This is a genomic window from Botrimarina mediterranea (genome assembly GCF_007753265.1).
Classification (GTDB): Bacteria; Planctomycetota; Planctomycetia; order Pirellulales; family Lacipirellulaceae; genus Botrimarina; species Botrimarina mediterranea.
On sequence record NZ_CP036349.1, the window covers coordinates 4,199,808 to 4,212,815 of the forward strand.

At 60.0% G+C, this 13,008-nt stretch carries 11 protein-coding genes; all 11 read right to left on the reverse strand.

Going from position 1 to position 13,008, the window contains the following annotated elements; genetic code table 11:
- Window positions 1-138: 138 nt before the first annotated feature.
- Window positions 139-1,389 carry a glycosyltransferase family 4 protein gene (locus tag Spa11_RS16165; RefSeq protein WP_145114113.1) on the reverse strand — a complete coding sequence of 417 codons (1,251 nt, stop codon included), beginning with the start codon at window positions 1,387-1,389 and terminating at the stop codon, window positions 139-141.
- A gap of 26 nt (window positions 1,390-1,415) precedes the next feature.
- Complete coding sequence (locus Spa11_RS16170; protein WP_145114115.1) at window positions 1,416-2,525, reverse strand: hypothetical protein; 1,110 nt, start codon at window positions 2,523-2,525, stop codon at window positions 1,416-1,418.
- The gene (locus Spa11_RS16175) at window positions 2,497-3,681 is read right to left on the reverse strand and encodes a glycosyltransferase (RefSeq protein WP_231933274.1); all 1,185 of its coding nucleotides are present in this window, start codon (window positions 3,679-3,681) and stop codon (window positions 2,497-2,499) included. Before Spa11_RS16175 ends, Spa11_RS16170 begins: the two co-directional genes overlap by 29 nt.
- Before the next feature lie 5 nt (window positions 3,682-3,686).
- Entirely contained in the window at window positions 3,687-4,853 is a 1,167-nt protein-coding gene (locus Spa11_RS16180) for a glycosyltransferase (RefSeq protein ID WP_145114119.1), read from the reverse strand.
- Window positions 4,819-5,820 carry an endonuclease/exonuclease/phosphatase family protein gene (locus Spa11_RS16185; RefSeq protein ID WP_145114121.1) on the reverse strand — a complete coding sequence of 334 codons (1,002 nt, stop codon included), beginning with the start codon at window positions 5,818-5,820 and terminating at the stop codon, window positions 4,819-4,821. The genes Spa11_RS16180 and Spa11_RS16185 overlap by 35 nt, the downstream gene beginning before the upstream one ends.
- 67 nt (window positions 5,821-5,887) lie before the next feature.
- On the reverse strand, window positions 5,888-6,520 hold the full coding sequence (locus tag Spa11_RS23505) for a DapH/DapD/GlmU-related protein (RefSeq protein WP_315851334.1): 633 nt from the start codon (window positions 6,518-6,520) through the stop codon (window positions 5,888-5,890).
- Window positions 6,521-6,618: 98 nt separating this feature from the next.
- Window positions 6,619-7,557 (reverse strand): glycosyltransferase family 2 protein, encoded by a 939-nt coding sequence (locus Spa11_RS16195; protein ID WP_197529449.1) that lies wholly within the window; start codon window positions 7,555-7,557, stop codon window positions 6,619-6,621.
- Window positions 7,554-8,717, reverse strand: coding sequence for a glycosyltransferase family 4 protein (locus Spa11_RS16200; RefSeq protein WP_145114125.1), 1,164 nt, complete (start codon window positions 8,715-8,717; stop codon window positions 7,554-7,556). The genes Spa11_RS16195 and Spa11_RS16200 overlap by 4 nt, the downstream gene beginning before the upstream one ends.
- A gap of 844 nt (window positions 8,718-9,561) precedes the next feature.
- A complete protein-coding gene (locus tag Spa11_RS16205; protein ID WP_145114127.1) occupies window positions 9,562-10,683 on the reverse strand; it encodes a glycosyltransferase family 4 protein in 1,122 nt (373 codons plus the stop codon).
- Between the two features lie 202 nt (window positions 10,684-10,885).
- Window positions 10,886-11,473 carry an FkbM family methyltransferase gene (locus tag Spa11_RS16210; RefSeq protein ID WP_197529450.1) on the reverse strand — a complete coding sequence of 196 codons (588 nt, stop codon included), beginning with the start codon at window positions 11,471-11,473 and terminating at the stop codon, window positions 10,886-10,888.
- 202 nt (window positions 11,474-11,675) lie between these two features.
- Window positions 11,676-12,956 carry an ABC transporter ATP-binding protein gene (locus Spa11_RS16215; RefSeq protein WP_145114135.1) on the reverse strand — a complete coding sequence of 427 codons (1,281 nt, stop codon included), beginning with the start codon at window positions 12,954-12,956 and terminating at the stop codon, window positions 11,676-11,678.
- Between the last annotated feature and the right edge of the window lie 52 nt (window positions 12,957-13,008).

Below are 13,008 nucleotides of genomic sequence, written 5' to 3' on the forward strand. Positions count from 1 at the left end.
CGTGTGAGAAGCAAACGATGTCTTGCGGCGGTAACTTCAAAGTGGGTAGGCGGGTACGGGAAAGGTGATACTAGAAGACACTCTAGTCGGGACAGCGACGCGGCACGTTATAGCGTCGTATGGCAGCACTCGTCTGTATCAAATCCCATTGCGCATGTCCTCGATACGATCGAGTAGTTTGCCCAGCCCGAAGTATCCCGCGACAGATTCGACCGCAGCACGTCGACGATTCTTATTACGCCAACTTCCCGCGACTATGCCGACCTTCTCTGGCGGAGAGTTGAGTAGCTTACGCCAATCACTCGCTATCGTGTCACCGCCGTAGAGACGCAACGCCTGTTCGCGCCCACGCATACCCAGCGCGCGTAGTGCTTGAGTATCGTTCAGCAATTCCGTAACAGCATGAGCGATAGTCGCCTCATCCGGGCTATTGAGTAGTGTTGCTGCACCAGTTTGCCCGGCCGTCTCCGGCAATGCGCCTCTGGCGACGCCTACTACCGGCAATCCAGCGGCCACCATCTCGACAACGGCACAACCGAAAGTCTCTGCGTCAGTCGACCAATTCAGGTTACATAGCCCTAATGCCGAATGTGAGTATAGCTCGCGGAGTTCTAACGGCGTCAGCAGACCGGCAAATTCGACGCCCGCCTCATCGAGTGAGCCGTATCGATCAACGAGGGGTTGAACATACCTTGCCTCGAATTCCGGAAGGGCGACGCCAAACGCCCCAAGCCCAGCGTTAGAGTCGTAGAGACGGGGAGAACCAGCGACAACGAGTTGCGACCCTGGTGCAGAATCACGCACGCGCGGCCAAAGCTGCAATACACGGTGGGCTCCCTTGTGCTCGTTGACAGCGCCTGCAAACACCACTCGCTTAGAAGCATACGACGCATCGCTTCTCCGAGGGATCTCAATAAATATCGGGTGTATAGGATTGTACATACGTGCTACGCGGCGCACACAACGGCGACGAAGAGCATGAACCCGCGCAGTGTCGGAGGGCACAATAACTGCTTCCAAGTCGCCGGCGTCGAGCGCCACCAGATGGTGACGATCAAGATACGTGTGCAACCATACATAGGGCGTAACACCTCGCCCAACCAGCTGCTTCAAACCATCACTGTTGCCCCAACTGCAGTACACCACTCTCCCAGCTCCAACCCACTCGAGCGCCTCATCAAGTGAATTGACAACAAGGACAGGGGACCCCGTTAATCGGTCGCCCCGCAAGATCGTTACAGCGACGAACTCATCTAACTCGGACAATGCTTTCAGAACCAGAAGGAAAGAGCTTCGAGAGCAGCTCATCCCTACCTTACCCTCCCATACATCCGGGGCATGCAATTCCGCTGTCGCTAGATCATCAATGACAAAGAGAGTTCTTGACATGCAATCCTACCGCAAGGTGTGCACCACTATCTGTGATCCACTAACGGAGCCACCGCCGCACAAGGTGTTAAATGGGCAGTAGCGTAGTCACAGTTGGCCGACCGCATCGCTTTCGAAGCGTTTGCGTTCAACAGGCGATCGGCGACTCCGATCAACTCGTCTAAATCCCCGAACGATGCGTAGTTGACGCCCTCCCGAAGCGGACAAGACAACTCGTTGCGGATCGGGTCGGTGACGATCGCTCCCGATGACAGCAAGTATTCCGGCAGCTTGAATGCCACCGAATGGTGCAAGCCGCGTGTGTAGACCAACACGCCACAGCTTCGTACTAGCTTAGCAAAGTCTCGCCTCTTCGTGGACAAGTTGGTTAACAGGTCAGGGTACCGCTCTTCAGCATAGCGAGTGGGCACAAGCCCACCCACAAAGCGACTCTTGAAGTAGGCTCTCAACCTCCTGACCGATTCGCTCCGTATGCCGTTGATCTCTTCGGCGTGGTCTGGCGCTACTTCGGAAGGCTCCCAGACCCGTGTCTGGAAAAGCACACTCTCTTGTCGCGGCGTGCTGGGCGATTCCTTAAACTCCGCTAGCGTCGGTAGCGAGGCGTAGGTGCGGAAGACATTGCGTTGCTCAAGCAGTCGCCTAGCTACTCGAGTGGGCGCCCGAAACCCGCGCTGCGTGACCTGGATCATCACCGAGCGGGCCAGCAGGCGGTCGACTCGCTTGTCACGGCAAGCGTAGTTCATCCCGAAGGGACGAACCTTCCGCGCGTTTTCGTCAGCAATAGTCGCAACGTGAGGCTCGTAGAAGCTCCGTTTATAGTATCGGTCGCACCACTGGAGCGTTGGCGAGTCGAACGTGTCGCTACGGTCAAAAAGATCGAGCGCCACGCGATGCTCTTGATCTCCATGCACGACGAGCATTCGAGCAACCATGCCACCTGTCGCGGTGGCGTCTAGCTCGCAGCCACCTTGCATCCGCCAATCAAGACGGATGCGGCCTTCGGCGGCCAAACCCGTCAGGCCCGCATATAGCAAAGAAAGGTGATAGTGATTGTTGGCAAGGTCGAATGCATAACTGACTTTCGGCGCGTCCAGCGCCGTGACTGACTCAAGCACGGCAACCCCCAGCCCGGGCATGGAGGACGCCTTCTAGCACTTTGGCGAGGTCGGATGCCGAGTCCCGGAAGCTGCGGAACGGCGTCTGCTCGCCAACGACTCGATTCTCTTCTAGATAGGGTCGCAGTGCGCCTGCTAGGGCTTCCGGCTTGTCGGCCGGCGCCAGCGTGGAGGGTCCAAGATGGGCAATTTCCCGAATTCCCCCGACGTCAAAGGCGACAAAGGGAGCGCCGCACGCAGCGGATTCCAACAAGACGTTGGGCACTCCTTCGGAATGGCTAGGCAGACATACAACGTTGGCCGCCCTGAACCAATTCGGCAGCTCTGCATGTTCCCTTGGCCCATGAAAAGTAACTTTCTCGCTTACCCCTAAGTCTATCGCTAACTCTTGCAGTCTCGCTTTTTCGGGTCCGGCGCCCACCAGATGGACATGAAGTCGCTCAGTCGATTGTACGAGATCAGCGGCTGCCGAGAGAAGACGGTCGATACCCTTCACCGGAACGAGATTGCCGACAAACAGAATCGCCGCCTGTTCTGGCGGAATGCCGAGCGATTCCCGAGCCTCTTGCTTCGATCCGGGGGAAAAGATGCTAGTATCCACTCCGTCATACACAACGTTAACCTTCGCTTCGTCAACACCAAGCTTCACGACTTCACGACGGAGGTGGTCGCTCACTGCCACGACGCCATCGGCCGCCCGGAGACCCGCCGCCGTCTTGCCGGCGCGTCCCGAGAAAGCGTTCATTTGTAACACATCTGAACCATGGACTTTAATAACGCACGGCAAATCAGTCTCGTGGCAGAGCTTTTCCGCAGCCCAACCATCTGGATAGGCCCACGCCGCTAGCACAATCTCTGGCTGAAACTCTTTGACCGCTGCTCGAAAGGCGCAAGAAATTGACCGACGGAAGCATTCGCCGTACGAACTTCGAAGGAATCGTGGCGGATACCAGTACGTCGGGTGATCGATTGTGAGGCAGCCCTCGCTCCGACGTCTTCCCTGCGTAAATAGCTCCCCTTGCTCACGGGCCCATCGCCACTCATCGATCCAACTTAAGGGGGCGATGACACGGACAGGGCACTGCTCTGAAAGCGCAGCAATCTGCTGCCGATTCCATGGCGCTCGACGCCACTGATAGGGATGGGGATAGAGGTTGCTGATAAATAAGACTCGCATCTCGCTCACTTGCCTGCTGCAACGGCCTCATAGAGTTTGTCGTACGCCATTGCTGTGGTGTCCAGCGAGAATTGCTGATTGACCACCTTGGAAGCCTCCCTGCTGAAGCGGTGCGCCAAATTGCGGTCTACAAGCATCTGCTTGATGGCGCCTGCTGCGGCAGCAATGTCGCCGCGAGGAAAGAGCCGGCCGCTCTCATCATCCCGCACAACGCCGGGAACGCCGCCAACCGCGCTAGCAACCACAGGCACCCCAACAGCCATTGCTTCAAGTAGCGATAGGGGTAAACCTTCAGAATCGCTAGTAAGACAGAAGACGTCCATCGCGCCCAAGTACGCCGCAGCGTCAGCTTGGTAGCCCGTGAAATGCACGCGGTCGCCCAACCCTAGCTCCCCCGCGAGGCTGCCCAGCGTCTCTAGCTGCGTTCCGTCCCCGACGATTAACAGCCTGGCGTCACTAAGCTGCTCAGCTACGTTGGCGAAGGCGCGGAGCAAAAGGGCTTGGTTCTTAACGGGTTCAAGACGACCAACCGTTCCGACAACTGGCGCGGTGTCGGGTATTGATAGAGCCTTACGAACTGCGTCGCCACTGCGATACGCTGTAAACTTTGCGATATCGACGCCGTTTACAATCGTTGCCGTTTTACGTTTGCAAACAACATACCTGGCTACTGCATGCTCCGTGACGTCGGAGGCTACGCCCACATAACGATTGGCGTAGGCAAACGAATACCTCGCTAGAATGCGGAGTCTCCAACTTCTGTCGTAGTGCTTACCGTGCTCGGTGTGCACCACGGGGACGCTCAAGCGGCGTGCCGGCGGCCCCCCGTAGAAGAGTGCGCCAACTTGGTGGGTGTGCACCACACCCGGCTTCCATTCTGCGTAGAAATCGGCGAGACGCCGTCGTAGACCCCAGTCAATGCCTGGCTGCTTACCGAAAGTGACTACTTCTGCGCCAGCGGCCTTGGCGAGATCGGCCAGTACACCGGGACGTTCTAGACACGCGACACCAACTCGTCGGCCCGATACAACAGCCAATCGAGATAATTCAACCACTAAATGTTCAAGCCCACCGCAATCAAGCGACAGAACGAGATGAAGGACCGGAAGAAGGTCGCTTCTCGATGTGGTCTCTACTTTATCGAGCGGCATTGGCATTGCCTGTGTATTCATATTGCGCCCCCGTCGCTCGCTTCATCGCTAAGGACACGATCAGACCACGGTGATCTCCGCCTAGATTCGGCGTCACTTCGCACGAAACCACCTTGGTCTCTGCGTCACAGAGGACATGGTCAATCCGTATAGAATGCCATCCGGTATTCTTAGTTCCACCTATACCGAGACCGGCGATTCCAAACGCATTGTATAGATCAGACCAATAGCGTTGGTAGACAAGGCTTTCAACTGGCGAATTAAAGTCGCCCGCCACTACCAAAGGAGCTCTATCTGCGTCTTCCCATTGGGATATCCATTCTCTTAGGACTCGAGATTCTTGAAGCCGCTCCTCGATCGCGGTCTTCAAATGGGCAATGCCTGAGAGCCGGTTCGACAAAATCCGTTCAAATCCGTCACGGGGAGTTCGTAGATGAACAATGACGACTCGCACCGGCCCCTGCGGGGTTTCTACCACACACCTCACGGCAGACTGCCCCCAACTCGGCATGTAGGGTCGCGGAAGCGAATCGACACCCCCTATGGGATGCGGGCTTGCGATGAATATACCACCGCTGTCGGGGTTCTCGACAAACCAGTCTGAGGGCACGACTTGCTCTATGAATTCCCGCCCACCCTCTTGCAGGACCACAAGATCGATCCTTTCAGGCCAGATGGCTGTAAAGTGATTGGGGTTCACCTTCCCACCGGCGACATTCATCGTAACGAGTCGGAATTCGGCTCCTGTGTGCTCCCGCGGAAGAGGCAAATTCACACGCACGCCCATCAGGACAGCGCCCAATGTGATAATCAGCGCGCAAGCGCCGACTCCCCAACGGGCGAAGACCGCAAACAATAGCACCAAAGGTGCGGGGACCAGCCACGGCCAGCGCGGGGCGAAGGCAAGGATCGTCGCCCACCACCAACGGTCGGTCCCAATCCATAGAGAACCGACAATCACCGCCAGCGCAACGGTGTAACCCCACACGCTCCACGTCGCCGCACGACGCCAAAGGCTCCTCGGCCGCGGCGTGTCAGCCAGCGGCTCTTTCGTGCTACTCTCCAGCACGGGTTGCCCCCTCGGGACTAGGCGTTAGTTGCTTAACGACTCGTGCGGGCGACCCCGCGACGACCGAATCTGCCGGAACGTCCTTGACGACGATCGATCCCGCCGCGACTACCGCGCGGTCGCCGATTGTCACGCCCTTCAGAACCCGCACACCAGACCCGAGCCATACGTCGTCACCGATCGCAACAGGCCGAACCGCTTCCGGCACGACGAACTCGCCTGCACGGCGAGCCTCGGCGTCGAGAGGGTGACCATCGTAGTCACGGATGGAAACACCTCCCGCCAAGAGACAGTTCCGACCGATAGAGATCGCCTTGGCGATACTGAAACTGCAGTCATGTCCGACAAACGTCTTGTCTCCGATTTTTAGCTCGGGTTGAGCCGTCACCCTGCTGGTAAAGCCGATACCCGATTTACCCGATAGCCGCACACCACTCCCGATGACAATCCGGCCCCTACCGGTGAGGTAAGGGATTTCCTCCATCTGAAACTGTGCGCCGATTGCCTCGCATTGGCTGCGAAACAACGGCTCGTTCCAAAAGAACCGGCGTGTAGCGATCCATCCGTCACGAATGGCGACGTGGACGGCATAGAGTCCCCGCCAGAATGGCCGCGTCACCCTGTTAACGGGCAAGTGGGCTGTCATCAACCTACGGGCGATACGCTTGATTCCTCCCCAGAACGGGCCCCGCCCTTGGCGGATCTTTGCGGTGACGCTCACGACGCCGCCCCTTGCGATACGCCGACCGGTCGCCCCATCAACGTCTGCCTGACCAGCCGGGCGAAGAGTCGCGGTCTGGCGAAGGGCATCGTGACGTCGTGTCTTGCGTAGGGGAACGGCCACGCCCATAGCGACCGACCGAACTGACGCCACGCCGCAGCCAGGTCCGGGTCACAGGCGGCCCAGCGGTAGCGAGTATGGCTCGACCACTTCGCTCGGACCCAACCCGGCAAAGCGTCGCGGTTCTTATCGATCACCCGGAGCATGTTGCCGCAGTCTCTCGCCACATTGGAACGTGAAAGCGAGCTCGGCTCGAGCACCGCCGTGGCGAGCGGCTCGGCGTGGAAGCACACCGGGCCTTTCAGCGTCAGGCGGAACCAAAAGTCGCGGTCCTCAGCGGGCTCGAGCCCCGACACAAAGCGATCCTCGCCAATCGCGTCGCGGCGAGCGACAACCACTCCCGTCCAGGCATGCATCGCAAACCGCAACGCCGCGCCGCCCGATAGGTTCAACCGTTCGTTGGTCGCGATGCTAGCCGGCAAGCGTGACGGCGCCCTGTCGGCGCCCGGCTCTTGCGAGTAGTAGGCGCCGGCGGCGAGCACCAAGTCGGGCCAGCGCCGGAAGAGCTCGCATTGCCGCTTCAGTTTGTCCGGCTCCCAGTAATCGTCGGCGTCCAAGAACGCCACCAACTCGCCGCGCGCCGCGTCGAGGCCGGCGTTGCGTGCGCTGGCGGCGCCGCCGTTGGGCTTGTCGATCAACCGGACCGGTGCCGGGTAGCGCGACGCGACGTCGGCCGTTGCGTCTCGGCTGCCGTCGTTCACCACGAGCACTTCCCACGCCGGCTCGGTCTGAGCCAGCGCGCTGTCGATCGCCCGCGCAAGCGTCCGCTCGGCGTTGTAGGCCGGGATGATCACGATGACTCGCAGGTCGCTCACGCCACCTCCCGCGATGCGGCGGGGACAGCGTCGTCGAGCACTTGCCGGTAGTACTCGACGATCCGGTCGACGACCCGTTCGGTCGAGAAGCTCGCTACGGCGTGCGTCCGCGCCGCCCTGCCCTGCCGCTCTGCCTCTGCCGGGTCGTCGAGCAAACGGCCGAGCGGGGCCGCCAGTCCGCCCGGCGCCCGCAGGTCGGCGACGACGCCGCCGGGGCCGGTCATCCACTGCATGACGGGGTGCTCGTGCGTCACGCACGGCAGGCCGCTGGCGGCCGCTTCGATCAGGGCGATCGGCATCATCTCGTTGAGGCTGGTCAGCGTGAACACGTCGGCCGTTCGATATAGCTCGGGCATTTTCTCACGCGGCAACGCGGGCAGGAAGCGGACCCGCTCGCCGAGACGCTGCGTGCCGATCTTCATCAGCTCGTCGGTGTCCGACTCGCGCCCCCCGGCGACAATCAGGCAAGCCTCCCTGCCGTCGGCGACCGCCGCGAACTCGTCGAGCAGGTAGTCGATCCGCTTGTGCCCGCGTTTGATCGCCGCGACGCACAGGACCACCCGCGTCGACTCCGCCAAGCCTAGCTCATCGCGTAGGTTGGGGCCGTCGGGGGCGAAACGCTCGGTGTCGATGAAATTGGGGATCGCCGTCCAACTGGCCCTGTGGCAGCCCTCCCGCTGCGCCTGTTCGAGCCGCCAGGGCGCCAGGTGCTGCACGTAGTCGAGGCGGGCGAGGAACTCGTTCGGCTCTTCGGTGCCGTGGCCGAGGATCGCCCGCGTCTTCACGGCGCCCCGCCCGCGGGCCTCTTGGACGAGCAGCGCGAGCAGCGGGTCCTGGACGTGCAGCAGGTCGACGTCCTCGTCGGCGAGCAGGCGGAGGAGCCCCCGGGCGAAGGTCGACTGCTCGACCGCGTAGCCGCCGCCCCAGCCGAAGCGCCAGAGGACGCGCGTCGCCAATCGGGTCGAAGCCAGCCGGCCCAGACGCGAGTCGCGCCGTACACAGGGGACGACCCGCTCGTAGGGCGCCGCCGCGGGGCCCGCCCCTTTGCAGAGTCGGACGTCGACGCCACGGCGGTCGAGTTCCGCGGCGAGGTCCGAGGCCCAGGCCTCGATCCCCCGGGCGACATGCCCCAGGCCAGAAGATGCGATCGCGACTTTCAACGCGGCGCCTCAGACCTTCCGTGTGCCGCAGACCACACCGTATGCAGCCACTCGTACGTTGCGTCTACTTCAGCATCGCCAGTTGGGCTCGCCTTCGACTGGTTGTGCACTAGGGATGTATCGAACCGGTCCAAGGTTGCTTCATCGAACTGCAGTCCAAGGCGAGACAGCACCCGATCGAGTTGTGGTCCTAGGGATTCGTCGAAGTTGATCCATTCAACGTCGGCGCCTAGCCCCAGTAAGCGCCGATTATACGTGAGCCAGCAACGTAGGGATTTCTCGCGATCGAGGTCGCTATAAATCTTCATCAAGGATCGCACGACCGCGTCGGGGTGACGGAAGACGCAGATCGGTCGGACTTGACAGTCACTCAGAACCTCTTGCCAGCACGGCCATGTCACCGTCGTCCGCGGGTCTTTCCAACCGACTACCTTGTGCTCCGTCGAAAGCTCCAACAGGTATCGAATCGCCTGTTTGTAGAGCTTCGTTGGGAATCGATTGACTAGCGGTGAGGGGTCAAGGTACCCCGATCCGAATCGCCGCAGCACCGCCTCATTGAGGACGATCGCTCTCTCAGATTCAAAGAATCCCACGGGGTTATGCGTGTTGGCGTCGATCAAATCGTCACCAAGAAACAACCCATTCGCCTCCAGTAAATTGCTAGTCGCACTGGTTCCAGAGCGATGCATCCCCAGTACTGGCGCAAAAAGGACGTGACTTCGCTTGGCGAATAGGATGTTACCTGCTCGGCCGTACCTACGGTAACGGCGATAAGTCCTCTGCAACGATGGAACACGTGGCGCCAAATGCTGGTAGGCAGAAATCGCCGCGGAATGGAGCGGGTTCACGAACCACTCCGCTGTTTGGTTAGGCGCTGCTCTACCAATTGGTCATACACTCGTAGCGTCTGCTCGACCATCTGCCGCTCGGTGAAATGCTTCTCAACCCGCGCCCGGCCCGCAGCGCCGTAGTCGCGGCGCAGTTCCTCGGCGCCGATCAGGTTGGTCAACGCCGTGGCCAACGCCTCGACGTCGCCGGTCGCCACCAACCGACCCGTCTGCCCATCAACTACCACCTCGGGCATCCCGCCGGCGCGGCTCGTCACGCAAGGCAAGCCGTGAGCCATCGCCTCCAATAGCGCGAACGGCAGCGCCTCGCACAGCGACGGCATGGCGTAGACGTCCAGCGCGTCGTAGGCCAAAGACACTTCGCTCACTTGACCGAGAAAATGCACGCGGCTCGCGACGCCCAGCCGCTCGGAGCGGCTCGCCAGCTCCTCACGCAGAGGACCGGCGCCGGCGATCACGAGATCGGCTTCCTGCTTGGTCGTCGCGATCCGTGCGAAGGCGTCGATCAGATCGGCGTGGCCCTTCGCTCGGTCGAGGCGACCGACGGCCCCGATCAACAAACGGTCGGCGGGGAGCCCGAGTTCGGCGCGGGCGGCGGCCTGCGACCGCCGGCGACGGTACGTCTCGGGGCAGACGCCGTTGTGGATGGTGGTGACGCGATCGCCGCGGATGCCGGTGCGACGCATCCAGTCGTGTCTTGTCGCTTCGCTAACGGCGATGGCGTGGTGCAAACAGCGGTTGCTGTAGCGTTCGATGAGGCGGTGGCCCCAGCCGTCGCGCTGGCGGTCGAGGTCGTAGGTGCTGTCGGTGTGGAAGGTGCCTAGCACGATCGGAATGCCGGCCCAACGAGCGGCGATCGGCGAAGTCTCGCAACCAGTGTTCTGGGCGTGGTAGAGGTCGGCGCCGATCCGGCGGATTCGATCCGCCTCCGCGCGGGCCTCGCGGAGGGCGCCGAGGAGGATCTTGGCGTCAGCCGGCGCTAGCTTATTAAAGACTCGGTAGGTCTGACGCGGCTCGGCATGCCGCTCGCGCGATAGCGGTACATCGTCAGTCCGATTGTCGTTAACGTCGACTCCCAATAGGGAGTCGTGTCCGCTCTCCCCCTTCGACAGGGACATTACATAACGTCCTGGACCGGAGCTGCTGGCTGCTACATCGTATGCAATTCGACAACGATGCTGCACTATTGAACCGCGTGAAATCAATTCTCTTGAGGAACTTCGTCGAGTTCGGCTCTGCTTCAATCGAATATCAACCTCTACGAGAACGCACTCCACTACAGATTAGACTCCAATGCCAAAACGCTTCCCAACCATACCCTTACTCCCTAACCCCAAGCACTGTGTGTGGATACTCGTAAACCCTCAGACCCTTTTCTTTCATTAACGCATCAAATCCGGACGCCTCTCGCGAGTCGGCATGAAACTCAACCGCGAGACAACGCACCGAATCGATCCAATCGTTAGAACTAGAAAGTAACACCGCTTCCGCACCTTCAACATCCATCTTCACAATATCAGCCTGGCCTCCATCTAGCTTAGCCAGCAAATCCTGCACCCTAACCGCCGGTACTTCAATACCTTCGGCCACGCAATCACCGTCATAACTTCTCTCGACTACTGTTGCAGCAACATAAGCCCCCGATTCAGGCGTAGTAAGATTTAGCGATCCAGCCTCATGCCAAACGGCTGCATGAACCGGCGTTACAAGGCCGCGAAAATTCGCATGCCTAGTGTTCTCAACAAGAAGCTCGAAAGTCTCGGGGTGCGGCTCAACAGCTATGATCTGGGCATTTGGATAAATGGACGCAAAGTAATTTGTTGCTATGCCAATATTCGCGCCAAGATCCAAAACAGCTCTTGCCTTCTTAACATGCTTCTTAATTGGGGAGTAAACCTTCTGACGCATTACTTCGCCAATCGCGCCAAGATCAGACGACGGCACACGTATTTGCACACGCCTCCCAATGGGTGGCCGCAGTACAACACTAACCGTTTGAGCGCAATCGACATCAAGGCTAAAAGCGCGACGAACCCTCATCGCAGACCCGATAGTCATGTAGGGTGCCCATCTCGCAACAAACTGTGCAGACCAGTATCCTCTCATTTCTTCAAGCACCTATCGGCGAAGATAGACTAGCGCGACCTGAACGCGTCAGCAATCTCGAAGTGGGCGCTATGTGCCCACGCATTGGATTATGCGGCAAACTGCGACCGTGGACGGGTGGATCAACTACCGACACACTACAGATCGACCGATCTTCGTACCTACCGTCCCAGAGTGCAGTACCTGCCCAGATTCCAATCTGATAATCACCAGGGATAAGCGGCGGAAGGTCGATCGAGATGCTGATCTCCGAAACGGGCTGAGAATGCACAAAGGGCGAATCCGATGGCAGTGTCTGCATAAGCCAATCGCCATGCGTATCAAAAAGATCTATTGCAATTAGTAATGGCGGATGCTGCGCATTCGACCGAAGTTTCAAATCTAGTATCAACTTCATATTAGGTTGATGGCCTATAAGTGACGCTTCAACCTGCGAGCAGTAGATATCACTGGACGCGTAGGTATCCCCGCGTTCACCTGCATTACTTGAAGCCGGACTAATGTTCGCATACGCGGCGAGAGCCTCAGATGTATCGCCCGCGAACTTACATTTTCCGCTTTGTATCAGAAGGCCACGAGTGCAAAGCGATTTTACTGCAGCAAGGTTGTGACTCACAAACAACACCGTCCGCCCGCCGTCCGCCACGTCCTTCATCTTCCCCAAGCACTTCTTCTGGAACTCCGCGTCGCCGACCGCCAGCACCTCGTCGATGATCAGGATCTCCGGCTCGAGGTGGGCCGCCACCGCGAACGCCAGCCGCACCTGCATCCCCGAGCTGTATCGCTTGGTGGGCGTGTCGAGGAACTTCTCCACGCCCGAGAAGTCGATGATCTCGTCGAACTTGCGGTCGATCTCGCGCTTTGTCATCCCGAGGATCGTGCCGTTCATGTAGATGTTTTCGCGGCCGGTCAGCTCGGGGTGGAAGCCCGTGCCGACCTCCAGCAGGCTGCTCACCCGGCCGCGGATCACGGCCCGGCCGCCGGTGGGCTCGGTGATCCGGCTGAGGATCTTGAGCAGCGTGCTCTTGCCGGCGCCGTTGCGGCCGATGACGCCGACGACCTCGCCCTCGTGGACCTCGAAGCTGACGTCCTTGAGGGCCCAGAGGATATCGTCGCGCTCGTCGCCGTCGCGGATGCTGGTCGCCTCGTGCAGCCGGCGGAGGTTGCGGAGCGGCGCGCGGATCGACTTGGTCAGCGCCCCGACGATCGTATCGGCCGCCTCCTCCTTGGCGCCGATGCGGTACCCCTTGGAGAGGTTCTCGACAGAGATGATGGGCTGGGTCATAGCGGAGGGGGGGGTGTCGATTCGGGCGCCGTCGATCAGGTGGGGTCGATCA